The 25,888-nt window shown below is 35.4% G+C and carries 27 protein-coding genes and 1 pseudogene; 18 read left to right on the top strand and 10 right to left on the bottom strand.

Annotated elements, in window-relative coordinates; genetic code table 11:
* Positions 1 to 63: 63 nt before the first annotated feature.
* Entirely contained in the window at positions 64 to 1,032 is a 969-nt protein-coding gene (locus KHA95_RS15845; RefSeq protein ID WP_213138484.1) for a bile acid:sodium symporter family protein, read from the bottom strand.
* A gap of 414 nt (positions 1,033 to 1,446) precedes the next feature.
* Here KHA95_RS15845 and KHA95_RS15840 point away from each other — a divergent pair, with 414 nt between their 5' ends.
* Positions 1,447 to 2,076 carry a LysE family translocator gene (locus tag KHA95_RS15840; protein WP_213138483.1) on the top strand — a complete coding sequence of 210 codons (630 nt, stop codon included), beginning with the start codon at positions 1,447 to 1,449 and terminating at the stop codon, positions 2,074 to 2,076.
* 297 nt (positions 2,077 to 2,373) lie between these two features.
* On the top strand, positions 2,374 to 2,955 hold the full coding sequence (locus KHA95_RS15835; protein WP_213138482.1) for an LOG family protein: 582 nt from the start codon (positions 2,374 to 2,376) through the stop codon (positions 2,953 to 2,955).
* Positions 2,956 to 3,126: 171 nt separating this feature from the next.
* On the opposite strand, the gene KHA95_RS15830 is transcribed toward KHA95_RS15835, so the two are convergent.
* Positions 3,127 to 3,906, bottom strand: coding sequence for an HAD-IIB family hydrolase (locus KHA95_RS15830; RefSeq protein WP_213138481.1), 780 nt, complete (start codon positions 3,904 to 3,906; stop codon positions 3,127 to 3,129).
* An 87-nt stretch (positions 3,907 to 3,993) separates the two neighbouring features.
* Between KHA95_RS15830 and KHA95_RS15825 the strand changes: the two genes are divergently transcribed.
* Positions 3,994 to 4,692 (top strand): Crp/Fnr family transcriptional regulator, encoded by a 699-nt coding sequence (locus KHA95_RS15825; protein WP_213138480.1) that lies wholly within the window; start codon positions 3,994 to 3,996, stop codon positions 4,690 to 4,692.
* Between the two features lie 54 nt (positions 4,693 to 4,746).
* On the opposite strand, the gene KHA95_RS15820 is transcribed toward KHA95_RS15825, so the two are convergent.
* Positions 4,747 to 5,814, bottom strand: coding sequence for a serine hydrolase domain-containing protein (locus KHA95_RS15820; RefSeq protein ID WP_213138479.1), 1,068 nt, complete (start codon positions 5,812 to 5,814; stop codon positions 4,747 to 4,749).
* A 400-nt stretch (positions 5,815 to 6,214) separates the two neighbouring features.
* On the opposite strand from KHA95_RS15820, the gene KHA95_RS15815 reads away from it, so the two are divergent.
* The 6 genes from KHA95_RS15815 (at position 6,215) to KHA95_RS15790 (ending at position 11,899) form a co-directional block, all read left to right on the top strand.
* The gene (locus tag KHA95_RS15815; protein ID WP_213138478.1) at positions 6,215 to 6,895 is read left to right on the top strand and encodes a response regulator transcription factor; all 681 of its coding nucleotides are present in this window, start codon (positions 6,215 to 6,217) and stop codon (positions 6,893 to 6,895) included.
* Complete coding sequence (locus tag KHA95_RS15810; protein ID WP_213138476.1) at positions 6,879 to 8,294, top strand: HAMP domain-containing sensor histidine kinase; 1,416 nt, start codon at positions 6,879 to 6,881, stop codon at positions 8,292 to 8,294. Before KHA95_RS15815 ends, KHA95_RS15810 begins: the two co-directional genes overlap by 17 nt.
* Before the next feature lie 271 nt (positions 8,295 to 8,565).
* Positions 8,566 to 8,790, top strand: a complete 225-nt coding sequence (locus tag KHA95_RS15805) for a hypothetical protein (protein WP_213138475.1) — start codon at positions 8,566 to 8,568, stop codon at positions 8,788 to 8,790.
* 19 nt (positions 8,791 to 8,809) lie between these two features.
* Positions 8,810 to 10,051, top strand: coding sequence for an efflux RND transporter periplasmic adaptor subunit (locus KHA95_RS15800; RefSeq protein ID WP_213138474.1), 1,242 nt, complete (start codon positions 8,810 to 8,812; stop codon positions 10,049 to 10,051).
* Entirely contained in the window at positions 10,051 to 10,788 is a 738-nt protein-coding gene (locus KHA95_RS15795) for an ABC transporter ATP-binding protein (protein ID WP_249316965.1), read from the top strand. Before KHA95_RS15800 ends, KHA95_RS15795 begins: the two co-directional genes overlap by 1 nt.
* Positions 10,745 to 11,899, top strand: coding sequence for an ABC transporter permease (locus KHA95_RS15790; protein ID WP_481748449.1), 1,155 nt, complete (start codon positions 10,745 to 10,747; stop codon positions 11,897 to 11,899). Before KHA95_RS15795 ends, KHA95_RS15790 begins: the two co-directional genes overlap by 44 nt.
* A gap of 1,179 nt (positions 11,900 to 13,078) precedes the next feature.
* Here the strand turns inward: KHA95_RS15790 and KHA95_RS15785 are convergent.
* Positions 13,079 to 13,678: a phospholipase D-like domain-containing protein gene (locus KHA95_RS15785; RefSeq protein WP_213138473.1), complete on the bottom strand. Its 600-nt coding sequence runs from the start codon at positions 13,676 to 13,678 to the stop codon at positions 13,079 to 13,081.
* A 200-nt stretch (positions 13,679 to 13,878) separates the two neighbouring features.
* On the opposite strand from KHA95_RS15785, the gene KHA95_RS15780 reads away from it, so the two are divergent.
* The 3 genes from KHA95_RS15780 to KHA95_RS15770 all read left to right on the top strand — a co-directional run bounded on the left by KHA95_RS15780 (position 13,879) and on the right by KHA95_RS15770 (position 17,057).
* Complete coding sequence (locus tag KHA95_RS15780) at positions 13,879 to 14,592, top strand: polyphosphate polymerase domain-containing protein (protein ID WP_213138472.1); 714 nt, start codon at positions 13,879 to 13,881, stop codon at positions 14,590 to 14,592.
* A 2-nt stretch (positions 14,593 to 14,594) separates the two neighbouring features.
* Positions 14,595 to 15,293 carry a DUF4956 domain-containing protein gene (locus KHA95_RS15775; protein ID WP_213138471.1) on the top strand — a complete coding sequence of 233 codons (699 nt, stop codon included), beginning with the start codon at positions 14,595 to 14,597 and terminating at the stop codon, positions 15,291 to 15,293.
* A gap of 66 nt (positions 15,294 to 15,359) precedes the next feature.
* Positions 15,360 to 17,057 carry a CotH kinase family protein gene (locus KHA95_RS15770; RefSeq protein ID WP_213138467.1) on the top strand — a complete coding sequence of 566 codons (1,698 nt, stop codon included), beginning with the start codon at positions 15,360 to 15,362 and terminating at the stop codon, positions 17,055 to 17,057.
* 316 nt (positions 17,058 to 17,373) lie between these two features.
* Here KHA95_RS15770 and KHA95_RS15765 read toward each other — a convergent pair whose 3' ends face one another.
* On the bottom strand, positions 17,374 to 18,150 hold the full coding sequence (locus KHA95_RS15765) for a helix-turn-helix transcriptional regulator (RefSeq protein ID WP_213138466.1): 777 nt from the start codon (positions 18,148 to 18,150) through the stop codon (positions 17,374 to 17,376).
* Positions 18,151 to 18,175: 25 nt separating this feature from the next.
* Entirely contained in the window at positions 18,176 to 18,751 is a 576-nt protein-coding gene (locus tag KHA95_RS15760) for a LysE family translocator (RefSeq protein ID WP_213138465.1), read from the bottom strand.
* Positions 18,752 to 18,980: 229 nt separating this feature from the next.
* On the opposite strand from KHA95_RS15760, the gene KHA95_RS15755 reads away from it, so the two are divergent.
* The 4 genes from KHA95_RS15755 to KHA95_RS15740 all read left to right on the top strand — a co-directional run bounded on the left by KHA95_RS15755 (position 18,981) and on the right by KHA95_RS15740 (position 20,751).
* Positions 18,981 to 19,457 (top strand): DUF2975 domain-containing protein, encoded by a 477-nt coding sequence (locus KHA95_RS15755; RefSeq protein ID WP_213138464.1) that lies wholly within the window; start codon positions 18,981 to 18,983, stop codon positions 19,455 to 19,457.
* Positions 19,458 to 19,466: 9 nt separating this feature from the next.
* Complete coding sequence (locus KHA95_RS15750) at positions 19,467 to 19,688, top strand: helix-turn-helix domain-containing protein (RefSeq protein WP_213138463.1); 222 nt, start codon at positions 19,467 to 19,469, stop codon at positions 19,686 to 19,688.
* Positions 19,689 to 19,726: 38 nt separating this feature from the next.
* On the top strand, positions 19,727 to 20,386 hold the full coding sequence (locus tag KHA95_RS15745) for an NUDIX hydrolase (protein ID WP_249316963.1): 660 nt from the start codon (positions 19,727 to 19,729) through the stop codon (positions 20,384 to 20,386).
* A gap of 116 nt (positions 20,387 to 20,502) precedes the next feature.
* A complete protein-coding gene (locus KHA95_RS15740; RefSeq protein ID WP_213138462.1) occupies positions 20,503 to 20,751 on the top strand; it encodes a hypothetical protein in 249 nt (82 codons plus the stop codon).
* A gap of 106 nt (positions 20,752 to 20,857) precedes the next feature.
* Here KHA95_RS15740 and KHA95_RS15735 read toward each other — a convergent pair whose 3' ends face one another.
* Entirely contained in the window at positions 20,858 to 21,523 is a 666-nt protein-coding gene (locus KHA95_RS15735) for a DUF3885 domain-containing protein (protein ID WP_213138461.1), read from the bottom strand.
* Between the two features lie 96 nt (positions 21,524 to 21,619).
* Here KHA95_RS15735 and KHA95_RS15730 point away from each other — a divergent pair, with 96 nt between their 5' ends.
* The gene (locus KHA95_RS15730; protein WP_213138460.1) at positions 21,620 to 22,015 is read left to right on the top strand and encodes a DUF5071 domain-containing protein; all 396 of its coding nucleotides are present in this window, start codon (positions 21,620 to 21,622) and stop codon (positions 22,013 to 22,015) included.
* A 4-nt stretch (positions 22,016 to 22,019) separates the two neighbouring features.
* Positions 22,020 to 22,679, top strand: a complete 660-nt coding sequence (locus KHA95_RS15725; protein ID WP_213138459.1) for a hypothetical protein — start codon at positions 22,020 to 22,022, stop codon at positions 22,677 to 22,679.
* A 196-nt stretch (positions 22,680 to 22,875) separates the two neighbouring features.
* Here the strand turns inward: KHA95_RS15725 and KHA95_RS15720 are convergent, their stop codons facing one another.
* From KHA95_RS15720 to KHA95_RS15710, 3 genes and pseudogenes are all read right to left on the bottom strand, one after another.
* A complete protein-coding gene (locus KHA95_RS15720) occupies positions 22,876 to 24,672 on the bottom strand; it encodes a DUF4153 domain-containing protein (protein WP_349305490.1) in 1,797 nt (598 codons plus the stop codon).
* Positions 24,673 to 25,079: 407 nt separating this feature from the next.
* Positions 25,080 to 25,420: pseudogene (locus KHA95_RS15715) on the bottom strand (DUF2200 domain-containing protein).
* 64 nt (positions 25,421 to 25,484) lie between these two features.
* Positions 25,485 to 25,883: a VOC family protein gene (locus KHA95_RS15710; protein ID WP_213138458.1), complete on the bottom strand. Its 399-nt coding sequence runs from the start codon at positions 25,881 to 25,883 to the stop codon at positions 25,485 to 25,487.
* Between the last annotated feature and the right edge of the window lie 5 nt (positions 25,884 to 25,888).

Here is a 25,888-nt window from a genome sequence, read left to right as displayed (position 1 = left end):
TTCATAAAAAGACTAGAGGCTAGAAAAGCAATAACCACCTATCAAATAATGTAATAGGTGGTTTTAAAGTTGTTTAACATTTGAATCAATGTTGAACATTTTTACTTGTTTTTTCTCAATTACTTTACTAGCTACAGAAGCTAATACTTGCTGGAATAGCATTCCGAAAACGACAGGCATGGCTACCTTGGAAGGGAAATATGTTGTGGCGATAATTACTCCCACTGCAATATTACGCATTCCGCCAGTAAATACAAATGTAGTTGTTATACTTTGATCTTTCCAGATTATCCGTCCTAATAACATAGTAAAAACATAACCAGAAACGGCAATAATAAATACTAGTAAAATGACACCGATCAATTCCCACGTAATATCCCTTAAATAGGGAGCAATTGCACTGCTATTAATCATAATAACTCCAAAAAGGCAAAGTTTTGAAAAAGGAGCTAATTTCATTCCATATTTCTTTTGAATAGAGCCTTTCGAAAGTTCATTTAATAATATCCCTAAAATCGATGGCAATACAATCATCCATACTAAATCTAAAACAAGAGAAGTACTATCAATGGCGATTGATTCTCCAACAATTAGTTGAAGGAGTGCTGGCATAACAATAGGAGATATTAACGTATCAATAAGAACAATAGATAAACAAAGCGGCAAATTACCTTTCGAAATGGTTACCCAAATCACGCTAGTAACACCTGTCGGAACAGCCACAGCTATAACAAAACCAATTGTTAATAAATGATCTTGAAAAATGAATTTTGATAAAAAATAAGCCCAAAGAGGCATGATAATATGTAAGAAAGCTATGCTAAAAAGGATGGTTTTAGGGTACTTCACAAAAACTTTTACATCTTTAAATTTCATGCCTAAACTACTAACAAAGGTCATAAATGCAAATAACCACGAAACGAGGAATAATAGATGTTCTCCTACATTTTCAAGTAGTACACCAATAATTAAACTAAGTGGTGTTAATATAGGCATCCATTTTTGAATGAATTTATTCAATTTTTCTAACAAAATAAGGACCTTCTTTCCAAAAAGAAAACGAATTACTTTATTATACATAAAATCATCATAATTTTCCTTTTTAAAAAATAAAAGCTACTTTTTCAGAATTTAGTTTCTCAAAGCTATGATATTGATCCTTATTAAGAACTTAATATAATACTTCCTTTTGCAAGGTATTAAGCAATACGCTTAGAGGTTTTATTTCCAGTTGTTCAAGTAGAAACAAATCGTCAATTTTTAAAATTACTTTTATAGAATTTTTTTAAAAAGGCAGATCATGAAATTATGTCCAAAATAACCAAAAGATCACCTGCATAGTTATTAATTATTGTGCATTTTTATGTATGTTTATCTATTTATTATGTTATTATGTAAAGATAAAACGGACGTATGAAGAGATAAAATTTGAAAGCAGGGTATATTTTGGGGCTATTTTTTACATATGTTTTAGCTGGGCTTGCCATTGCGATGCCTGTTGGAGCAATTACAGTTGAAATGACGAAGCAAGGGTTGAAAAAAGGTTTTATGCATGGATGGGCTGTCGGATTAGGTGGAATGACAGTAGATTTCCTGTTAATTATTTCCTTATATATGGGATTGGCATCTGTGCTTGCTATACCGTACATTCAAATACCAATGTGGCTCATTGGTGCGGGCTTTTTAGCATTTTTAGGTTATGATTCTATCAAAAACTCAGATAAAGACATTATGTTAGCTGGTGGAAAATCGAATAAGTCATTTTTAACCTCCTATCGCAACGGGTTACTTGTAGCTATTTCACCAGGGAATCTTGTATTTTGGATTTCCGTTTTTGGAGCTGTACTCTCCGATTCTTACGATGCTTCGCATCCATCAAGTTTTTTAATCGTTGGGTCAGGCATCTTAGTTGGTATTCTCCTTCATGATATTGGGTTACTATCAATTATTTCAGTAACAAGGAAAGTAATGAGCCGTACGATGATAAAGTGGGTATCGATCATCGCTGGGATTATTTTAATCGGTTTTGCGGGATACTTCATTTATGAGTTTGTAATCGCAATTAAAGGAATGTAATCAAAAACGAAATCTAATAGCTTAAGAATATTTTAAGTATCCTTTGCGGTTTGTGAAATAGAGCGGGATGAAGGATTTGAATTAGATAAAATCTATTAAATTAAAGAAGCCAGGGCTAGGAGAGAGCAAGGAAAAACTAATTGTGATCGCATCGATTAATGGCTATTTTAGATATTTGAAATGGTATTGTGAATAAGGTGGGTGCAGGGAATGTTCCTTTTTCCCTTAAATCCCATCATCGCAATCAACAAGTCTTTTGTATAATATAATCGCTGAATCCGATAGGGGGACGTCATAATGAAAAGTATCGCAGTATTTTGTGGTTCCAGTGATGGAGCATCGAATGTATATATAGAAAGTGCCAAAAAATTTGGTGAAGAACTGGCCAAACATGGTATTACACTTGTTTATGGTGGGGCAAGTGTAGGGGTTATGGGGGCAGTTGCTGATGCTGTTTTAGATGCAGGTGGAGAAGTCATTGGGATTATGCCTAATTTTCTAGAGCAAAGAGAAATATCACATAGAAGCTTATCGAAGCTGATCGTTGTCAATTCTATGCACGAAAGGAAGGCTAAAATGGCAGAGCTTGCAGATGGCTTTGTCGCTTTACCAGGTGGACCGGGAACATTAGAAGAGTTCTTTGAAATTTTTACATGGGCACAATTAGGACTTCATCAAAAACCTTGTGGTCTTCTAAACATTAATCGATACTTTGATCCTCTTGTTGAACTGTTTAATCATATGACAAAGGAACAATTTTTACACGAAAAGTACCGTTCTATGACACTTGTAGATGTTGAACCGAATCGATTACTTGAAAAATTAAATTTTTATGAACCACCAAGCATAAAAACGTATCTTAATGAAAAACAGACTTAAAGGCTAAACTATAGACCAAGTTATGTGAAGTTTTGAAACACATCTCAAACCGATTTTTACGATAAATAAAAAGAATCTATTTTGGAAAAAGATTGTTCAAAATAGATTCTTTTCTATTAGACTTTAGTTTTGTTTTTATAAAAAAGCTTGATCATTTCTATGTTCCTTTTATCAGGTTATCAACTTATTGATTAGATTTTTATCTCCTAATTCACTAAGCCTCTTGACTATAAGGTTTTCTATATCCTTACTTAATAATAATTGTTCGGATGAAAATGGTGATAATTGTGAATTTCCACCAATCATGACTGAATACAATGCATGTTGAAACATTGCAATATCATTGGCATCATTACCAAATGCTATATATTCCCCTTCTTTTACACCGAGTTGCTGCAATCCACTCCACTTATCTATTCCAATTGGACTTACATCTAATACTCCCTCATTTCCATGAGAGTGAACCACAACATTCAGATTGCGAAGCCGTCCTTCAACTTCTTTCAAATTGTCTGAAGTAAGGATTAAAACTTTTATGATGGACTGTAATGTATCTAATTTGACGTTTTTAGCACGCTTGTCTGGATCAAGATTGTTCAAAATTGGATGTGTGGCTGGACCTGTATAGGCATAATCCCAATCACCATCTATTAAATAAGAAGCATTATAGGTTCTAAGTAATTGCACAATATTTGCAAGTGTATCGTCATCAAAATGACTCGTTGATATGATTTTCCCTTTACTTGCAATAATTGAACCATTTCCACCAATCATTGAGTATTGATGAAAACGCCTATGCAAGACAGGGAGTAAATCACGTATTGGCCTAGCTGAAGCAAAAATAACCTCGTGGCCTTGTGCTACTAGCTTTTCTAATGATATTAGTAGTTTTTCGGAAATAGGCTGACCTTTAAAGCAAATTGTCCCATCTAAATCGAACACAAATTTCATTCTATGCCACTCCTACAACTTTTATTTTTTTATCATATCAATTTATCGTATAATGAAAAGGACATATGTCCCAAAAAGGAGTTTTTTATGAAATTTATTCAGGACTTGAAACTGCTCGAATCAAAATTACAAGAATATCATATCGAAGAAATGTTTGACCAAGAAAAGCAACTCCCATTTACATTGCAACAATATGGGAAAGACGAAATTGTTTTATTTGAAGGAATGGAAATGGAATCATTATTATTTTTAGTGGAAGGAAAATTAAAAATAACTTCGAGTGTTGAAACTGGAAAATCACTTTTACTACGATTTGTACAACCTTTCTCTATTATTGGTGATATTGAATTAATCCGAAACGTTCCTGTCCAATCACAAGTTAAAGCGGTTAATGAGTGCTTATTGATTGGACTACATTTTGATTATATAAAACAACATGAAATGAATAATCCAAAGTTTTTACATACACTTTTACAACATGTAAGCTACAAGCTTCAAACTTGTACAACTGCTTCGCGTGTAAATTTATTAGCATCTGTGGAAAACAAGTTTGCGAGTTATCTTATGTCTACGATATCGTCTGACCCAGGTAACATCTTTGGAATGGAGCTAGAGACTTCCAATATAAGAGAGATTGCAGATTTACTTGGTACGACTTATCGACACCTAAATCGAGTTATTCATTCGCTATCAGAAAAAAAAATTATTGAAAGAGATAAAAACTCGATTCGCATATTAAACTGGAAAAATTTAGAGGAAATATCCAACGGAATTCGATATAACTAAAGATGATGCCGTAATCAGAATAATCATCTCGAAGAGGTAATACATACTCTTCCTTCATTTTAGTTTTGCCAATTGGCTGATTACTTTTGTTAACATAAATTTAACCCCTTTTCTTTCATAGGAAAAATCATTAAAAGTTCCAATTAAATAGGTATCCATTTTAGGGTGATAAAACATATAGGCACCTGTTCCACCCGCATGTCCCCAAACATTAAATATTTTTGGCATAAGTAGTGGAACGGTTTTAAACTGCATTAGGCCATAACCATAATCAATTCCTATACTATACTTCGTTTTATCGTTCATCATTTTCTTTAGTGTTTCTTTTTTCACTAATTGATAGGATGATAATGCCTTCATAAATTTTAACAAATCTTCCCCAGTAGATACGACTCCACCTCCTGCATAGGCAAGCCTTGCATGCCCTTTGTGGTTAGTAATATTGTTTTGATTAACATAAAAATTTGCTAACTGTTGGGTGTCTTTATCTAATGGTTCCGAATCGTGTAGGATAGATGAATTCATCATCCCGAGTGGTTGATAGATGTATTGTTTCATAACTACATGAAAAGGTAATCCTGTAACTCTTTCGATAATTAATCCTAGTAGTTGATAGTTTGTATTGGAATAGTTAAATCCGTTGCCTGGAGAGAAAAGAGGTTTTTGATGTATTTTTGCCCAAGTAATTGTCTCCTGTGGGTTCATGTTAAAATCTTGATCATCAACCAGTTTGCGAAGAAGCGGGTAGAAATTATCACGCAATCCAGATGTGTGATTTAATAGATGTTTAATTTTTATGTGCTTTATATAATCTTTCCCTTTGTATACATGAAGATTTTGAATCAATGAAAGGTCTAGATATTTAGTGATTGCATCATCGAATGTTAATTGTCCTCTTTCATACAATATACTAATGATAACAGAAGTAAATATTTTCCCCACACTAGCCACATATATTGGTTGGTCCAGATTCATGGAACCTTCTGCAATCTTTAAATGAATACCTTTCTTTTCGGAATGAACAAGTAAAAATGCACTCTTTAACCTTTTGTCTTTTTGTACTTGTTTTTTGAATGATTTTTTTATTGAGTTGATTACCTTTTCATTTTGTTTCGCTTGCATAAGCATCCCACCTTATTTGATATTATTTCATTATACATAAACATTTAGAATAATATGTAAGTTGAAATATAGAGCAATTAAAAGAAATGAAAGGAGCCGACTTTTCATTAGTACTCTGCCATGGAGACTGGAATAATTGAAAGTTAAAAAATAACGCTGTGGTTTAGAAGGGTTCAATTATTTATTGTAATCTGATATGGGGATGTTTATTATGAGGGGATTATTGATAATTAGTTGGATAAGTATGCGGAAACGATTGTGGTTTGTGTGATAATAGGAGACCAGTAGGAGATCAAGACGTTGTCAAAAGATCTATTCTGCTTATGCAGTGATACAAAATGCTATGAAAAGTCAGGTTTTTATGTAAAAATCTATTCCAAATATATAAGGGATGATGATCGTGAAAAAAATTTTAATTATAGAAGACGAATTTGCAATTAGCGAGGTGTTAAGAGTTTATTTACAAAAAGCTGGATTTCATGTTGAACAAGTATTTAACGGTATGGAGGCCATGGAGGCATTTTATTCAAGCCATCCGGATCTTGTATTATTAGATGTAATGCTCCCTGGGAAAGATGGCTGGGAACTGCTCAAAGAGATACGTAAAATTAATACATGTGCTGTTATTATGCTCACAGCTTTAGGAGATGTTAATTATCGTTTAAATGGTTTGAATGAAGGCGCAGATGATTATATTGCGAAGCCGTTTAATGGAGAAGAAGTGGTGGCCCGTGTAAAAGCAGTGTTGCGTCGTTCTAAAGTTGATAATTCCCAGGTTAAAGGGTTTGGTCAGCTTGAAATTGACTTGAAATCTCATCATGTTAAGCTTTTAGGAAAGACAATCCGCTTAATCCCACGTGATTTATCGCTGCTTTTATTTTTAGCTGACCATCCTAACCAATCGTTTACAAGGGATCAATTAATAGAAGAAGTTTGGGGCTGGGATTATGAGGGAAGTGACCGGGCGGTTGATCTTGCTATAAAGCGATTAAGAAACGAATTACAGGACTGGCCGAAAGAAGAAGGTGAAATTAAAACGCTTCGGGGAATGGGGTATCAATTTAGTGTTTATAAAAAGTAAAAAGCGAACCCCCTTAAATCGTTATTGGACAAGTCGTTATTTATTGACTTTATGTATTGGATTAATTGTCATTGGACTATTATCTGCGTTATGGATTCGCAATACAACGATAGAAAATCGCATTAATATTATGAAGTTGCTTACGGAAGACATGGCAAGCAGAATTGTAAGTGATAACGAACAAAGACCACCTCTTGGAAGAGGTATTCCAGGAGGATTTCCAGATCGCCGTTGGATGGATTTAGAAAGTGAACCATTTATATATATTGTAAATACTGAAGGACAAGTTGTTTCCAGTAATAATCGACCAATGGTACCTTTCGACAATTACGTAAATGTGAACATTGTACAATCTGAAGAAACAGTTCAAAAACTGCCATTAGGTAAGGATTCAATATATTTCTATATCGTTAAAGCACCAATATCAGTAGATGAAAATATAATTGGTTGGGTTGTAATGTTTGAGTCCGAAATAGAATTAGCGAAAGTAAACCAGGAATACACGTTGCTAACCATTATGATTATTAGTCTTGCATTGCTTGGGTGGGGAGCTATCTATTTTTTAACAAAGCGGTTATCAAGGCCGATTAAAGAAGTTGCCCAAGCAGCAAAACAAGTTCAAGAAGGGGATTATCGTATTCATCTTCCGCAAAACAGCAAGGAAGAGGAAGTGTATGAACTTGTTACATCTTTTAAGGAAATGGCGAATCGATTAGAACAGCTTGAATCCCTCCGGACGGAATTGTTAGCTGGTGTAACTCATGAATTAAAAACCCCGGTTACTTCTATAAGTGGCTTACTTCAAGCGATAAATGACAACGTTGTTTCCGGTGATGAAGCAAAAGAGTTTATCAAAATTTCCCTTAAAGAAACAACAAAAATGAAAACAATGGTTGAGGATTTACTTGCTTTTAATTCGTTTGCTGCAAATGCTGTCCCTTTAACGATCGTAAAAGCCAATATCAATGATTTGGTAGAAAACATTGTATATCAGTGGAATGTTTCCCAAGAAGAGGAAGGTATTAGAACAACGATTTCACTTTTAAAAAATGACTCGCAAATAGAAATAGATACAATTAGATTAGAACAAATTATGATTAATTTGCTTAATAATGCTAAGCAAGCGATTCAAGAAGGAGAAATACAAGTAAACGTAAGCCTTGATCAATATCATGTTTATATTGATATTGCTGATAATGGACCGGGAATCCCATTTAAAGAGCAATCTTTTATCTTTGAGCGTTTTTATCGGGGAGAAGAGAAGAAATACAAACACAGGGGGTTAGGTCTTGGATTATCTTTAAGTAAAATGATTGCTCAAGCAATGAAGGGGGATCTCTATTTGAAGCAAAGCGATACTACGGGAACCGTGTTTCGTATTCGTCTTCCAAGAGTATAGGAAATCACTAAAAAACACAGCTGCGAAGAGTCGAAGTTGTGTTTTTTTGTGTACAAGCATGCATGAAATTAAAGCATCGATTAAAAACAAACCGCCTTTTTCGCTAGTCTAACGTAGAAAAGACGGTGTATTTATTTATTTCCACTTTCTAAAATCATTTCGACTCCAAAAATCTGTCCTTTGTAAAGTTTTGAAAAATCTTTTGTTTTGACATCTGCTTGACACAATCCAGCAGTAAAGTATGTTTTGAAAGAAAAGAGGAGGAATCGAAATGGAACAGTCCAAACAAAACCTAATAAAAATTTTACTCATTGTAAATTTGGTGATAAGTGCGTGTACAGCGATAGGGGTAGGTTATGTAGCTTATAAACAAAGTGCAAGCCCAAATTTCTCAGAAATGGGACCAAGAGGGGATGGACAAATGTTCCCAGGCAATGGAGAGTTCCAGCCAGGGCAATTCCAGCCGGGGCAAGATCAACCAGGTCAAACTAAATGATTGAAAGGAGATTAGAAATTTGAAAAAGTGGATGATTATTTCAATAATTATTGTTGTAATAGGAGGAGCAAGTGCCTGGTTCTTTTTAGGTAAAAAAGATCAAGCTCAAAATGTTGCTGCTGCAGCACAAACAACAACCGTACAAAAAGGAAAATTAGAGGTGGCAGTTAGTGGCTCAGGTTCAGTTACAGCAATGACAGATCAAGATGTAACGGCAGAAAATACAATTCTTGTTGTTGATAGTGTAAGTGTAGCATCAGGCGATACAGTATATAAAGGTAGTACACTTGTAACGTTTAATAACGGTGACGTTATTACGGCCCCACATTATGGAACAATTACGGAAGTTAATGTGAAAAGTGGCGAAGGCGCATCACGGGGAACAATCCTTCTTCGTATCGAAGATGGAGATGGGGTCATTTCACCTGTAACAAGGGAAGATAGTAATGTTTCAGATAGTTTAAGTGGTGGAAGTAGCTTAACAGCGGATACTGTCAGTGTAAAGGAAGGAGATGTTGTGGAAGCAGGTGCAACACTTATAACCTTTACAGATGGAAGTATCTTACAAGCTCCGGCTGCTGGGACAATCACAAGCCTTTCTGTTGCAAGCGGTGATTCCGTGCAAATGTCGGAGACAATTGCACACATAACAAATTACAGCTCATTGCAAACAACTATTAGTGTGGATGAATTAGATATTACGAAAGTACAAGAAGGACAGGCGGTAAAAATAACAGCAAATGCATTTGAAGATGAAACATTTGATGGAAAAGTAACGAAAATAGCAAATGAAGGAACATCATCAAATGGAGTTTCTACATTTGACGTTACTGTACAAATTACAGATCCAAAAAGTCTGAAAATCGGTATGTCAACAGAAGCAAGTATCACAATAGAGAGCAAAGAAGACACACTATACGTTCCAGTAGAAGCTGTGTATAAAAGCGGAGATGAAAAATATGTACTCGTTCCTGTGGCTTCTGACGATTCCACACAATCTACAAAAAAAGTAACAGTAGAAACGGGTATTTCAAATGATACGTATGTAGAAATTACAAATGGGGTAGCAGTAGGAGAGTCTATTCAATTACCAATCGTACAATCTAGTGGTAATTCTTCTCAAGGTGGAATGATGATGCCAGGCGGCGGCAGCTTCCCAGCTGGTGGCGGTTTGCCAAGTGGTGGTGACTTTGGAGGAAGAAATGGAGGCGGCTTCCAAGGTGGCGGCGGTGCTCCATCAGGTGGACGAGGAGGGAACTAATGACGATTCATGAGCCGATTATTCAAATTAAAAGTATGAAAAAAGTGTATGAACTTGGCGGCGAAAAGGTGTTGGCTCTTCAAAGTGTTTCCCTCGATATTCAAAAAGGTGATTTTATTTCTATCATTGGTCCATCGGGTTCTGGAAAATCAACATTTATGAACATGATTGGATGTTTAGATCGACCAGATTCTGGCGAATATTTGTTAGATGGTGAAGAAGTAGGGAAAATGAAGAGCTCCCAGCTTGCTACCATTCGAAATGAAAAGATAGGTTTTATTTTTCAGAATTTCAATCTTATACCAAAATTAACAGCGGTTGAAAATGTAGAGCTTCCTCTCATTTATCGTGGAATAAAAGCAGCAGAACGAAGAGAAATTGCTTTAGACGCGTTAAAAAAAGTAGGTTTAGTCGATCGAGCGACTCATTTACCAACCCAATTATCAGGGGGGCAGCAGCAACGTGTTGCAATTGCGCGCGCGTTGGCTGGACATCCTCCTATTTTACTAGCAGATGAACCAACGGGTGCACTAGATAGTAAAACGAGTAAAGAAATTTTGGAGATTATGGATTCATTAAATGAGCAAGGGCATACCATTATTCTCATTACGCATGATTTAGATGTTGCCAAAAAAGCAAATCGTGTCGTTCGTATTCACGATGGACAGCTTTATGAGAATGGAGGTGAATGGTTTGCAGACGCTCAAAATGGCACTGAAAAGCATCAAAGCAAATAAAATCAGAGCGTTCCTAACGATGCTGGGAATTATTATTGGGGTGTCCTCTGTTATCGTCATGGTTGCGATCGGACAAGGATCAACAAAACAAGTACAAGATCAAATTGGCAGCTTGGGTACAAATGTGTTAACTGTAACGGTTACGGGTTCAGATGTTACATTTAAAGAAGAGGATGTAGAACAGATTCAGGCTGTAGATGGTATTGAAGAAATTGCGCCAACCGTGTCGGGAAGAGTTACGATAAAAAATGGAAGAAGTAATGTGCAAGTATCAATGATCGGAACCACATCTTCCTATTTAAAAGTTCGGGATTTACAGCTGCAATCAGGACGATTCATTGCAGATTTGGATCATGAAAATCATTCGAAAATTGCGGTGCTTGGTTCAGAAACAGCCCAAACTTTATTCGGATTCGGTGACCCAGTGGGAGAGTATGTAAAAGTGAATGGCACATCTTATAAAGTAGTTGGGGTTCTTGAATCAGTCGGAAGTTCATTAGGAACAAGCGGAGATAGTACGATTATTGTACCTCTTAGCACAGGGCAACGTTTAGCTTCTACGACTACTATTGGAACAACATATGTGAAAGTAGAAAATGAAGATATGATTAATTTCATATCAAGCGGGATTGAAAGAACGATGTATTCAATTGTAGGTGATGCCGATAGTTATAGTGTATCAAGTCAAAAGGATTTAATGGAAACTGCATCATCCGTTAATGAAACGATGACATTAATGTTAGGAGGAAGTGCAGCTATTTCTCTTATCGTTGGCGGAATCGGTATCATGAACATTATGCTTGTATCCGTTTCAGAACGGACCAAGGAAATTGGGATTAGAAAAGCAATTGGAGCAAAGCGTGGAAACATTCTTCTTCAATTTCTCATAGAATCAATGGTATTAAGCTCATTTGGCGGGATCATAGGAGTTGGAATTGGGATAGTTAGTGCTCAAATATTTACTTTGGCAACGGGAACGGCCATTACCTATTCCGTATCTGTCATGCTATTATCATTTGCCTTCTCTTTATTAGTTGGAGTTTTATTCGGTGTATTTCCAGCGAACAAAGCGTCTAAGCTTGATCCAATTCAAGCCCTTCGATATGAATAGAAAAAACAAAGCGATTCGTTTCAGCGGACGCTTTGTTTTTTTGCTATATTTAAAATTTAAATGTACAGGAATATATGAAATTAAGTTAGTTGATTTATTCTTTAGTGTGAATAACTGTTCGATCATTAAATCAGTGATTGGATCACCATTATATACATCATTGTGAAAAGAGGCTTTAACGGTAATGTCAAAAGTTCTATCAAAACTTGATGATTTATCTTCTGATTTTATCTAGGCTGCTCTTTAATCGCCGGTTTCCCGTTGAAGACCGCAAAACTTGTCCAATAGGATTGCTCTAATGTCCCGTTATCTGATGAAAATCACAATCTTTGTCCAATAGCCGTCTTTTAATCTCCCGTTTCCCGTTGAAGACCGCAAACTTTGTCTAATAGGATTGCTCTAATGTCCCGTTATCTGATAAAAATCATAATCTTTGTCCAATAGCCGTTCATTAATCTCCGGTTTCCCGTTGAAGATCGCAAAACTTGTCCAATAGAATTGCTCTAATGTCCCGTTATCTGATGAAAATCACAATCTTTGTCCAATAGCCGTCTTTTAATCTCCGGTTTCCCGTTGAAGATCGCAAAACTTGTCCAATAGAATTGCTCTAATGTCCCGTTATCTGATGAAAATCACAATCTTTGTCCAATAGCCGTCTTTTAATCGCCGGTTTCCCGTTGAAGACCGCAAAACTTGTCCAATAGGATTGCTCTAATGTCCCGTTATCTGATGAAAATCACAATCTTTGTCCAATAGCCGTCTTTTAATCTCCCGTTTCCCGTTGAAGACCGCAAACTTTGTCTAATAGGATTGCTCTAATGTCCCGTTATCTGATAAAAATCATAATCTTTGTCCAATAGCCGTTCATTAATCTCCGGTTTCCCGTTGAAGATCGCAAAACTTGTCCAATAGAATTGCTCTAATGTCCCGTTATCTGATGAAAATCACAATCTTTGTCCAATAGCCGTCTTTTAATCTCCGGTTTCCCGTTGAAGATCGCAAAACTTGTCCAATAGAATTGCTCTAATGTCCCGTTATCTGATGAAAATCACAATCTTTGTCCAATAGCCGTCTTTTAATCTCCGGTTTTCCGTTGAAGATCGCAAAACTTGTCCAATAGGATTGCTCTAATGTCCCGTTATCTGATGAAAATCACAATCTTTGTCCAATAGCCGTCTTTTAATCTTCCGTTTCTTGTTTACTTAGCAATGTCCATTCTTTAAACTCACTCCTGCTCCATACATCCGAGAATATCCCTGTCCACTCTTGTGCAAGTTCTTCATTAGCGACTGTAATGAGCTGTTCTAAATTTTCATTGGCGGACGCTTCTGTAAAATTATAAGAACCAGTTACAATCAGACGTTCATCGATAATCGCCATTTTTAAATGCATTTTTCTTAATGTGTTGATTTTTACGTCAATATTATTTTGTGAAAATTCATCTAATATTGCGGCTTGGTTCTCTTTTTTCGCTTTACTAGCATCGGTAATAATTCTAACATTGACTCCGCGATTATTGGCATTAAGCACGGCTTGAGCAATTTCTTTATCTTCAAAATTATAGATTGCAATGTCCAAAGTGTAATTTGCTTCATCTATCGCTTGAAGTAGAAGCGTTTTTGGATCATCCACAACATCACTAAAAGCAAAATGAATGTCGCCGCTATTTAAAGAAAACGATGATGAATACTCTTTTGTTACTACTTTGTTAAGAAGAAGAATATTAACAAGCAGTGAAGCAATAAATCCTAAAAGTAGTAATGTTTTGCTATTTGGCAATTCTACCCCTCCTAATAAATCTCCTGTTCATTACATGATAAGTGTCCAATAAGTCGGGAAGATGTCTGTTTAAAAAGAAAAGCTCTTTTGTAAAGTTTTCATTGAGAAAAGGTAAAGGTTTTGTAAATGAATTTTTGTTCTGACATCTGCTTGACACAATGCAACAGTAAAGTATGTGTTGAAAGAAAGGAGGAGCTAGCTTGCAAAAGAAATTAACATTTCGCCATGAATTAAAATATTATGTCAACTACCATCAATACTATCTCATTCGTCAGAGATTAAGGCTTTTGATGAAACAAGATAAGCATGCCAATGAAAATGGCGAATACCATATACGCAGCCTTTATTTTGATGATATTGAAAATAAAGCATTACAAGAAAAACAAGATGGGATTGAAAATCGACATAAATATAGAATACGCATGTATAACAAAAGTGATAGGATTATTCATTTTGAAAAAAAGATTAAACGCAATACAATGATTGCCAAAGAAAAGACCCCTATTTCAAGAGAGGTACTGGACAGGTTATTGGTAAATGACTATACAGTGCTTGCAAATGAAAGTTCACCACTTTTGCAGGAAGTATATTATGAAATGAAAAATAAAATGTTAAGGCCAAAAGTAATTGTTGATTATGTGAGGGAAGCGTATGTGGCTAGAACAGGAAATGTTCGAATTACATTTGACAAAGAACTGCGAACAGGGCTGAACGGGATTAACCCCTTTGATCCCAATTTGTTTCCTGTTAAAGCGCTGGACGAACCCCTTTACATCCTAGAGGTAAAGTATGATGAGTACATTCCGAACTATATTCGAGATGGTTTACAGCTAAATGGTTTACAGCGACAAGCAGCATCAAAGTATACGATTTGCAGAAAATTTATTAAAACAAATGCATGGGAGGATCAATAAAAATGCAACAGAACAACAATGGTTCCGTCAACTTTATGGATATTATTAATCAAGATATCCTTTCAAATTTCAATACAGATATTACCCTGCTTCAAATTGGGATTACACTGTCGATCTCTTTTTTATTAGGGCTTTTTATTTATACACTTTATAAACGTGTTTTTAGTGGAGTTCTCTATTCAAAGAACTTTAACATTACGCTCGTTGCCTTATCGATGATAACGTCTCTGATCATTATGGCCATTGGATCAAATTTAATTTTATCACTTGGAATGGTTGGGGCGCTGTCAATCGTTCGCTTTAGAACGCCGATTAAGGATCCAACAGATTTGATCTTTTTATTCTGGGCGCTTGCTACCGGGATTATAACAGGAGCTGGTTTTTACTCACTTTCCATCCTTGGTTCTATTGTGATCGGAATTGTACTATTTATTTTTATGAAAAAGTCAAGTTTTGAAACACCTTATTTATTTATCGTTCATTTTAATGGCTACGAAACAGAAGAGGTAATTTATAAACAATTAAAATCAGAAGTGAATCGCTTTGAGGTAAAACAAAAATCGGTCACTGCTGAACAAACAGAAGTGACATTTGAAATTCGTCTAAAAGGAAATGAACCAAGTTTCGTAAACAGCATTTCCAACATTAATGGCGTAGAGAATGCAGTATTAATTAGTTATAACGGTGATTACGTTCAATAATAAGTTTGGGTGTGCTTCTCTTATCGGGAGTTAGTGCACTCTTTTAATAAAAAGAAGGTGATTGAATTGAGTAAATCAAAAGATAGAAAATGGGGCATCGTTACAAGTTTAGTCATCGTGTTGATGCTCGTTTTCTGGGGAACTACTACCCGTGCAATTGCAGAAGAAAAACATACAGATGATCCTATTTTCAAAAAGGGCAAAATTAGCAACGTTAATATAGAAATAGATGAAGCGGACCTTCAAGATATGTTGGATAATCCGATGGAAGAAGAATATAAAGAAGGAACGGTCACGTATAATGGAATAACAATTGGCTATACCGGTGTGCGTGTTAAAGGTAATTCGTCATTAATGTCTGTGGCTAGTTCTGACTCCAATCGTTATAGTTTTAAATTGGAGTTTAATAAATATATTGATCAAAATTTAGAGGGATATACAAAAATTAACCTGAACAATAATTTTGCAGATCCTTCCTATATGCGAGAATATTTAACTTATGATTTGTTGAAGGCTATGGGGCTTGAAACGCCTAACTATGGTTATGTTAATGTTTCGATTAATGGGGAACTTTATGGACTTTATCTAGCTGTTGAAAATATTGAAGAACCCTATCTAGAAAGAAATTTCGGAAATTCCACAGGAAATTTATATAAAGCGGATACAGGGGCCTCGTTAACCTGGGAGAACGGTATGAGTATTGAGCAAACGGGATTAACAATGAAATCAGGGCGAGCGAATAACACAAAACTACTTGAGTTTATAAAGGCTCTAAATGATAAAAAAGAGGTTGAATCCTATTTTGATGTAGATAAATATTTACGTTATTTAGCGGTTAGTACCGTTACAGCTAGTATGGATAGCTATCAGGGAATGATGAGTCATAATTATTATCTATATGAACAGAATGGGAAATTCACCTTTCTTGCTTGGGATCAAAACATGTCCATTGGTGGAATGATGGGACAGGATGTAGATGGACAGAAAGAAATGCTCATTGATGAACCGACTGTTGGAGCAGTAAAGAACCACCCTCTTGTTGATTATGTATTATCCAATAACGAATATAAAGAACAATATCATCAATATGTTCAACAAACAGTCGATTTACTTAAAGATATAGAGTCTCAAGTTGATCAATTGAAGTCACTTATAGGAGATGATGTAAAAAAAGACCCGACAGCTTTTTATTCATATGATGAATTTATTGCTAACACTGGCGACCAATTGATAGACGGCAAGCCTGGAATTGTTGGATTTATGAAAGAGCGTCTTACACATGTTCAGAAACAATTAGATGGTGAAATCCCAAGCTATGTAAATGGTGAAGGGATAAGTGGTGGAATGCAAGGTATGGATAATAGAGGAATGCGGGAAGGAATGCAAGGTATGGGTAATGGAGAAATGCCAGAAGGATTTCCAGGTATGGGTAATGGAGAAATGCCAGAAGGATTTCCAGGTATGGGTAATGGAGAAATGCCAGAAGGATTTCCAGGTATGGGTAATGGAGAAATGCCAGAAGGATTTCCAAATATGAATAACGGAGAAATGCCAGAAGGAATGCCAGCCATGGGGAATGGAGGTATGCCAAATATGGGGAGAGGGGGCATGCCTTGGGGAATGAATGGAAACCAAGGTGCAAATCATCAAGACCAGCTGAAGGAACTAATAACGGTTGCTGCCCTACTTGTTTTGTTATTTGGTTCTTTACTGTTTGTTAATCGTTTCAAGAGGTATCGTGGGTATAAAAGGTCAGGTAAGTAGTTAGACAAAATAGAAGAAGGTAGTTAGATTAATTGGAAAAATTGTAAAAATATGCGGGACTTTAATTTAAATGTATAGGATTTGTGAAAAAATAAACATCAACATTTATCGATCTGGACCCCGATTTCGTGAAAAAAGCATTCTGATTTCGGGGTCCTTTTCTATCCAAACTGTTGTGTCTCCGGTTTTTTCTCCTTTTTCATTATCGATAAACATGATTTTCAACCCTGAAGGCCGGAGATCACGATTAAGTATGCAAAGGAGGGAAAATCAGAAGCCTTTATTTTGTTTTACACAGTAGAGAAAAAACTTCTCTTCAATTTAGATAGGACATATATTCAAATGCTGTTATGCCATACGTCTTTTTAAAATGTTTGTTTAAATGGGTTAAATCAACAAACCCACAGTCAGCGACTGCTGCATAAATATCTCGATTTTTATCTATTAGCCGCTTGGCACGTTCGATCTTACAGTTAAGAAAATATTGGTATGGTGTGATTCCAGTGTGGGATTTGAATAAACGGATAAATTGAAATTTTGATAAATGAAGCTCTTTACTGATTTCCTCAAGTTTAAGTACATTACCTAAGTCAGAATGAAGCATCTCTTTTGCTTTCCTAATTAGCGTATGATCTCTTTGACCATCTGTTGAAAGATTTGTTTGAATCAGGTTATCCGAGAGGGATAAAAGTAATTCAGAGCACAACGCTTCATCTTTTTCATTTAATATTGCATTAGCTAAACTTAGCACTCTTTGTTCAAGTCTAAAATCATATACAATTGGAGTTGAAAAACGTACGATATCCTTTTTCTGAGTAATCTCTAAAAGCAGTTGGGGATCAATATAAAGCATTACATAATCAATGCCTTCCTTATCATGCGCCATTCCGTCGTGTGCCTGTTCTGGATTAAAAAGCATGACTCCATTCGGATACGATAATTGTAAACTGCCATCCAAGTTATAACTTTGGATGCCACGCAATGTGACGCCAACTGCATATTCCTTATGGGAGTGAATTTTATACTTAAAATCAGTGAGACTAGCTGACAACGCCGTAATACCAGCCGCCTTTTTATAAATAAATTTATCCACTTCATTCACCTCTTACAACACTACCTTATTTCCAGATCATAATTGTAGCATAAACTAGGCATAGAGCCATGATTACATTTACAACCCGACTATGCTTTTGTAAAAACTTCTTAAAGAATGCACCGAAAAGAACCCATGCAATAAATGCTAAGAATCCAATAATCGTTATAGCGATAACACTTATTGACACGGCCGACATGTCGGTATAGTAGGGCAAAACAAAGCTAGGAATGACTGTCAGTGTAAATATTACTACTTTTGGATTTAAAAACTGCATAAGAAAACCGGAGATAAAAGTGCCAGTCTTGTTGTCAGTCGGTTCTGATGAATCCATTTTGTAGATTTGATAAGAAAGATATAACATATAGATCGTTCCGATTAGCTGCATACCAATTAAAATCTTTGGTATGACATTTATCAATACTGTATTCAACATAGCGGAAATACCAAGTAATAAACCAAAAGCAATCGTTGCGCCATACGTATATTCCATTGCTTTTTTTGCTCCATAATTATGTACTGTGGATAATATGACAATATTCGTAGGTCCAGGAGTAAAAGTTACAATAAAACAATATAAGATAAAAGATGCAATATCCATGATGAAAACCCCTTTCAATAATCTTATATAAATATATAACTAAAAATTGAAAGGAATATAGTATATTATTGCAGGGGGAAATCCAGGATTTGTTAAACATGACAGACAATATAGAAAGTGTGAAGTTGACCAAAAACAATGAAGTATTATTGTTAAATGGTATTTTTTTATTGTTAAACAATAAAATATATATTAGGATATGAATAAAAGGAAAAAGGTGGGATGCTTCATGAAACAAGGAAAGATTACTTTTCTAAAGACAACGATTTATGTGATTGGGCTAGTAATTCTCTGTTTATGTGTCTTTGCTTTACCGTCTTTGGCAAGATATTCAGCTGAAATGAATCCTGAATATGCCTATTTGCAATACCCGGTTCTAATTGGTTTGTATCTTACGGCGATACCATTTTTCTTTGCCCTTTATCAAGTATTAAAATTACTAAATTATATTGAAAACAACCATGCCTTTTCGGAGTTGGCTTTACATGCTCTTAACCAAGTAAAACATTGTGCAGTCATAATTATTATTTTGTATGTTATTGGGATGGTATTTCTTGGATCACAAAATGCTTTGCATCCAGGTATAGCCCTTATTGGTTTTGTCATCCTCTTTTCAACGATTGTTATTTTTTTCTTTGCCGCTGTTCTTCAAGAGCTCTTAAAAAATGGATTAACAATTAAATTAGAAAATGAATGGACAATCTGAGGTGGAAACGTGGCAATAATAATCAATATCGATGTGATGTTAGCTAAAAGAAAAATGAGCGTGACAGAATTGTCGGAGAAGGTGGGGATTACGATGTCAAACCTCTCCATTTTGAAAAATGGCAAAGCTAAAGCGATTCGATTTTCCACATTAGAGGGAATATGTAAGGCCTTGGAATGTCAACCAGGTGATATTTTAGAGTATAGAAGTGACGCGGAAGCGGGAGAGTGAGACGTTAGTATTGCCGCAGATTTCATGAAAAAGAATGAATGCGTGCTGAGTTTAATGGAAATGGGGAAACAAATATGGAAGATGAATACTTTAAAATATTCGATGAAGATAGAAATGAAATTGGGATTGCCTCCCGAAACGACGTACATAGACTTGGATATTGGCATGAAACCTTCCATTGTTGGTTTGTAACGAAACATAAAGGAAAAGATTATATCTATTTACAGCTTCGAAGCGATACGAAACAAGACTACCCGAATCTTTTTGACATTACTGCCGCGGGCCATTTAACGTCAGATGAAAAAGTCCAAGATGGTGTTAGGGAGGTCAAAGAGGAACTAGGTATTGATGTTCTATTTAATGATTTAGTGCCCTTGGGAATCATGGAGTACTGTACGATAAAAGAAAATTTCATAGATAAAGAATTTGCACATGTTTTTCTGTATAAAAGTGAGCATAGCCTTGATGAGTTTATTCTTCAAACTGAGGAAGTCTCAGGAATGGTGTTGGCAGAATTTAAAGATTTTAGCGATCTTTGGTTTGGTGAAAAAGAAACAATCAAGATTAAAGGATTTGAATTAAATAAAGAAGGCAAAAGAATGATGATTGATAAATATATTGGAAAAGATCAGTTTGCCCCACATCAACCTTCATTTTATCTGGGAGTGATTCAAAAAATAGAAGAAGAAATTTACTAAAGTTGCGATTTTTATAAGCAGTTCCCCTATACACATAAGGGGTTTTCCGAAAGTGTGGATATTAAAATTGGGGGTGTTAGATATCAATTTTATTTATTATGAAGGAGGAAGATACTATGTCAAAGATTACAAAGTTGGAACAGTTTGAAAAAGTTAAAAAGAACGGTATAGGCTATATTGTTATAACGGATAAGCCAACTAAAACACAAACCTTGCATCGTTCTAAGTGCCCACATGTAGATGTAAGAAATTTTACTAAAAAGGTTATTGATAATCGGGAGGAAAACGGTAGCTATTATTGGTATAGGGATAAACGAGTTGCTATACAAGAAAGAGATCCAGTTGAGTGTTTAGTATGTAAATAATTATGCCTAGAATAATTAGATCAATTTTTCTTGCAAACCCTTTTGAAGAGCAGGGAATATCCCAGCTCTCCAAAAGGACTAAAATCCTTATAAATAAACAATCACATTATCTGAATAACTGGTCTATCTGATCCCGATCATAATCCAATATCCAATCATTACAAGCTACATAAAGTTGACGTAGATCCTCTTTGTTAGATGCAATCACGTCACAACCCCGGTCATCATAAAGATGGTAAATCAATTTCCGTGTAACATTCACAAAATAAATGTCATAACTACAGCTATTATTTCGTTTTAAGATTCTTGTTGGATGTGGGAAATCTTCATAGCTGATTGCGGATAATAGCTGATGGTATCGCATGTCGTTTTTTTTGCAAGGAAGAACAAATCGGTGTGTGACCATATCCCCGTAAACTTCATCATCTTCCGCGAACACATTCGGCAATAGATTGTGTTTAAGCTTCTTGAGTAATTCTTTGTTCTTTACATATTTTTTATAGACGTTTGTCGGTCTCTTCCGCAAAAAGGTATCATTTACTCCGCAATGGATATCAGTAATAAGTAATATTTCATCCGTGTCTTGAAAGACATGATTGAAAATTCCCGTGCTTCGTTCATTAATTTGTTGAAGGTTGTTTTCATCTTCATGATCTATCCAAGGCATGGAAATTTCAAAACGAATCCCATCTGGCCATAAATAAAATAAAGGCGGTCTAAGTGTGAGATTGTTAAAATGATCTTTCATAAAATGCTTTATAATCGTTGTCATTATATTCCTCCAAATAAATACCGAAATGTAATACTATGATCATATGAAAAAGGTCAGGCATCAAAAAAATAAATTGGTATAGGTTGGTGGTTTCATATGAATGCTTCAAAAGACTGTCTGCCAAGAAATAAGCATGACTTTATAAGAGTGTATCAGCTTAAAAGTATAAAAAGAAGTGGGCTTATCCATCTGTTACCTGGTCTAATGGAATGGATTAAAGATATGAATTGGCCAATCGCTAAAGAGGTGGCAGAACTACTATTAACATTTCCTAATGAACTAGTTCCCCTTTTAAAAACGGTCCTAGCGACTAACGACGATGTATGGAAATATTGGTGTTTAGAGTGTTTAGTGAAAAAATTGCCAGTAGAATTACAGATGCAATTAAAAGATGAATTAGTAAGACTTGCAAAAGAGCCCAAAGAAGGAGAAAAGTTAGAAGAACTCGATGAAACTGCAATGGAGATTTTACGGATGATCGAAATGAGGTGATTTAATGATAAAAAATAAAACAAAATTTTATCTCGCTCTTTTTTTCCTTTTCACAACGATGGTATTAAACCTTCCCTTTCCGCATGAGAGCCTATACGGAGAAACAATTGTATCAGCGTTTAATATACCTATTCGTTCAGTTAATGGATTCCATTATATAGGAATTTCCTTGTTTTTACTATTCCTTATCAGTATATATCTTCTAATCAATTCGCTTGAAAAATATCATGGACGTATTGTCATACTTGCTATTATTTTAGTATCGATTGGACCATCAATGATTGCAAGTTCATTTCAAAAAACAATTGCCACGGGTATTTATGCTATTAATTATGAGCGGGATTTAAGTTCTTGCCATTTTGAAAAGATAAATGAAACAACATTACTTGGAGAATGTAAGCTTCCATTTCAAAATTTCAATAGAAATGATGTTCATTATACTATCGAATTTTATGAAAAATATTATTTTGAGGATGATATTCGAATGTTATCACTCATGAATAATGATTCCCCTTATGAAGTGGAGCTAAAAGGTCATGAAAGAAAAACGGTGAAAATTAAGACGTACATTGATGTATCAAATATGGAAAACCACATTGAAAATGGAGAAGCATCTTCCGTAAACATTATTATTAAGTCGGGCGAAAAAAGTAGAAGGTTATAAGGGGAAGGGAGGAGACCATATAAATTAGGGGTATTCGATATGGCTCGGAAATGTTAGGGGGCGAGTGGTATTCAAAAAGTGTCAGCCATATTGGGGATCGTTGCAGGTGATGAAATTACATGATGTGGAGTGATAGTATGAAACACGATGTCAGCAAAGGAAAGGGTGGTTTTTAAAAACCACCCCCCAGTTTTCGTTATTTGATTTTAATGAAAATATATAGGTCAAAGTTGTACTGTGATTCATAGATTTCTGCGCTATTGATGAGAATGCTCATTTTCACTTGCTCATTTTCTTGAATCAATGTAGCCTCTTCCGCTGTCAATGAATGCCCTTTGCTATGATTGTTTTCTTCGCCCATCTCCTGAATCAAGTTGACAATATCCTTTGTATTGAACTGGATTAATTCTTTATCATTGCTCATTAATCTAATCCTTACGTCATTATCAACGGGTTGTTTTGTTAATGTATAGACGTTCCCATTGATTTCAAGTGGAATATTTTTCTTCGCATCGATGCCTCCATAGCTGTTTATATATAGATGAACCATACGCTCATAGCCATCAATATTAATAGCGGGATTTCGACTCCAATCGAGGTTGGCAAAATAATTTGATCCGCGATTATAATTATCATACACGGCATCAAATCCAAATGTCTTATTAAAATGATCGTAATAAAATAGTTTGTCAGGCAACCAATCTGATGTATCTTTATAATTCAAGCTATCCAAATAACTGGTTGTTTTTGTAATTATTAATTTATCTTCCGTAGAAATCGTTGAATTTGGAACGATGCGATTATTCTCAAGCATATTGTTTTTCTCAAGTGTATGTTCAAGCAAATGGAATTGATTTACGCGGCTAACTGTAAAAGCATCGATTGGCGGAATAATGGAAATGGCCGAAAAGATAATTAAAATAGGCGCAATTAACCCATTTTTTTTCGTTTTCATGAAACTGAAAATGATCCCAGAAATAATGGCAAAGATCCCAAACATGATGACATAATAGCGTCCATGGGTAACGCCCATTTCGTTTATTTTCAACATAGAAGCGAGCGTTTGAAATAACACAATTGGGATTAATATTTTAGGAAATATTTTTCTGAAAAAGTGAACGAATCGATTTTCAAGGCTGCTAGCGAGAATATAAACTAAAATAACGATAATCGCATAGGAAACCAATAATGGTTCTAATAGGTTTTTTGTCCAAAAGTCCCCGCTAATATTTAAGATGACATAGACAAGTAGAATCATCGTATATACGGCGGTCAAAGGAATAATAATATAAGAAAGCAGAATTTCAAGGGTTTTCGGACAGTTCATTGACCTTTCTATCATTTGCTCTCGCAAAGCCAGCTCCTCATGCGTTCGATTAGCATCATTTTTTCCAGGATAGGGCGGTGTCAGAGATAGAAAGAAAATCGGAGCAAATAAGGAATAGATTATATTTAACGCATGGATGGTTGCTTTGTAGTTAACTGAGAAAAAAAGTTGATCGATGGCAAAAATAATTAAACTAACACCAGCTGAAATGACTGTGCTAAAAAGAACAGTAGTGAAAAACGCTTTAAAAGCGGACAAAAAGCTCCCGTTAAAAGGAATCTTACTTTTGATTGTTGGAACCCATATGAAGGCAATCAGGAGCGCAAACAATGCAACGGCTGTTTTTGTCCCCGGCTCGATACTAAAAAGCGATGTCGTCCGAACGGAAAGAAAGTATAAAGCCGTTAAAACGACCGCCCCACCCATTATGAGAAGACGTTCACTCCTTTTTGTAAAAAATCGTTCATATACATGCTGTCCGACTGCACTAATAAATGCCCCAATAATAAAAGTAAAGATAAATTTTGAATAATCGCCTGCATCATCGTTAATTGCTTTTGCACTAACTACCGTAGTGATGAACAGAAAGAGCATTGTTAACGGATAACGATCTACAGCTTGTGAGAGCCCTTTTAGCTTGGTCTGTAAGCTTGAAATTCCCTTCACTTTTATCACCTATCTTTCCTAATTTATTGAAAAAACGGATCCTTTCTTTTCCTTTATTATATGCTTACCCGTCATAAAAATCTTTATTATCGCATATTCAGCATAATGATAGTTTTATTTGAAGTCCTATCTGAAACAGAGGAGGATTTTCTAATAACCGATATGGGGAAAATGGGAGAAGTCGATAAAATTTCTATAATGAAATGGAAAAGAAACAAGAACGCTTTGGACGTTCGTTCGATTTCGGAAATCACTCATTCATGAAATAACCCATATTCCAACTCCAATAGTAAATTCAAATATATAAAGCCTAATTTCTCATGGGAAGTGAGAAATTAGGCTTTAATTAGGCAAGATTGATCTTCCTTCAGAAATAAAGCTATATAAATGGAATTAGTGGTTGATTATTATTTCCGCAATATTTTCTCGATCGCTTTTCCCTTTGCTAACTCATCGATTAGCTTATCCAAATAGCGAATTTCCTGCATCGTTGGTTCTTCGATATCTTCCACTCGGACTCCGCAAACGACCCCTTTGATCAAAGCGCGTGCAGGGTTCATTCCGCAAAGAAGGGCTCGAAGTAAGTCTGTTTTTCCAGTTGTACTTCTAAGTCTTCCTGGCTATATCCTGTCAACCAACGGATAATTTCGTCAACCTCTGTTTTCTTACGTCCTTTTTTCTCCGCCTTTGTAATATAAAGGGGATAGACTCTGGCAATGCTCATTGTATAAATTTGATGTTTGGCCAAGATACTCCCTACCTAGTATCGTTATCTTAATCATAGTTCCGAAAAAAGTCAGATTCGTTATAAATTATAAAGGAAAATCTAACTGCCAAGACACCCCAAAGCGATCATTTAGCCATCCAAACTTTTTACTGAAACCATAATCACCAATTGGCATTAGGGCTTGTCCACCATCAATCAATTTTTGATAAAGATGATCAATTTCCTCTTCTGTATCGCAAGTAACATAGATGGAGAATGAAGGTGTGAAGGTAAACTGATGTTTTATATTACTGTCAATACATATAAAATCTTGCCCTTTGAGAGTAAAGGTAGCCTTCATGACCGTTCCTTCTTCTCCAGCTTCATTTGCCCCATACCTAATTATGCTTTTAATTTCGGAATCCTCAATGAGTGATGTGTAGTATGTCATAGCTTCTTCTGCGATGCCATCCTGGAACATTAAAAATGGAGTTACTTTTTTCATATATA

This window comes from Bacillus sp. FJAT-50079, assembly GCF_018343515.1.
In the GTDB taxonomy this organism is placed as follows: Bacteria; Bacillota; Bacilli; order Bacillales; family Bacillaceae_C; genus Lederbergia.
The sequence above is the reverse complement of the archived record's forward strand: the minus strand, read 5'-3'. Positions and strand labels throughout refer to the sequence as shown.

Bases quoted from the DNA above. Each gene is read 5' to 3' on its own strand.
- KHA95_RS15835 (WP_213138482.1), top strand. From the start codon at position 2,374: ATGAAAAGTATCGCAGTATTTTGTGGTTCCAGTGATGGAGCATCGAAT.
- KHA95_RS15830 (WP_213138481.1), bottom strand. From the start codon at position 3,906: ATGAAATTTGTGTTCGATTTAGATGGGACAATTTGCTTTAAAGGTCAG.
- KHA95_RS15825 (WP_213138480.1), top strand. From the start codon at position 3,994: ATGAAATTTATTCAGGACTTGAAACTGCTCGAATCAAAATTACAAGAA.
- KHA95_RS15820 (WP_213138479.1), bottom strand. From the start codon at position 5,814: ATGCAAGCGAAACAAAATGAAAAGGTAATCAACTCAATAAAAAAATCA.
- KHA95_RS15805 (WP_213138475.1), top strand. From the start codon at position 8,566: ATGGAACAGTCCAAACAAAACCTAATAAAAATTTTACTCATTGTAAAT.
- KHA95_RS15795 (WP_249316965.1), top strand. From the start codon at position 10,051: ATGACGATTCATGAGCCGATTATTCAAATTAAAAGTATGAAAAAAGTG.
- KHA95_RS15775 (WP_213138471.1), top strand. From the start codon at position 14,595: ATGCAACAGAACAACAATGGTTCCGTCAACTTTATGGATATTATTAAT.
- KHA95_RS15760 (WP_213138465.1), bottom strand. From the start codon at position 18,751: ATGGATATTGCATCTTTTATCTTATATTGTTTTATTGTAACTTTTACT.
- KHA95_RS15755 (WP_213138464.1), top strand. From the start codon at position 18,981: ATGAAACAAGGAAAGATTACTTTTCTAAAGACAACGATTTATGTGATT.
- KHA95_RS15745 (WP_249316963.1), top strand. From the start codon at position 19,727: ATGCGTGCTGAGTTTAATGGAAATGGGGAAACAAATATGGAAGATGAA.
- KHA95_RS15740 (WP_213138462.1), top strand. From the start codon at position 20,503: ATGTCAAAGATTACAAAGTTGGAACAGTTTGAAAAAGTTAAAAAGAAC.
- KHA95_RS15735 (WP_213138461.1), bottom strand. From the start codon at position 21,523: ATGACAACGATTATAAAGCATTTTATGAAAGATCATTTTAACAATCTC.
- KHA95_RS15730 (WP_213138460.1), top strand. From the start codon at position 21,620: ATGAATGCTTCAAAAGACTGTCTGCCAAGAAATAAGCATGACTTTATA.
- KHA95_RS15725 (WP_213138459.1), top strand. From the start codon at position 22,020: ATGATAAAAAATAAAACAAAATTTTATCTCGCTCTTTTTTTCCTTTTC.
- KHA95_RS15710 (WP_213138458.1), bottom strand. From the start codon at position 25,883: ATGAAAAAAGTAACTCCATTTTTAATGTTCCAGGATGGCATCGCAGAA.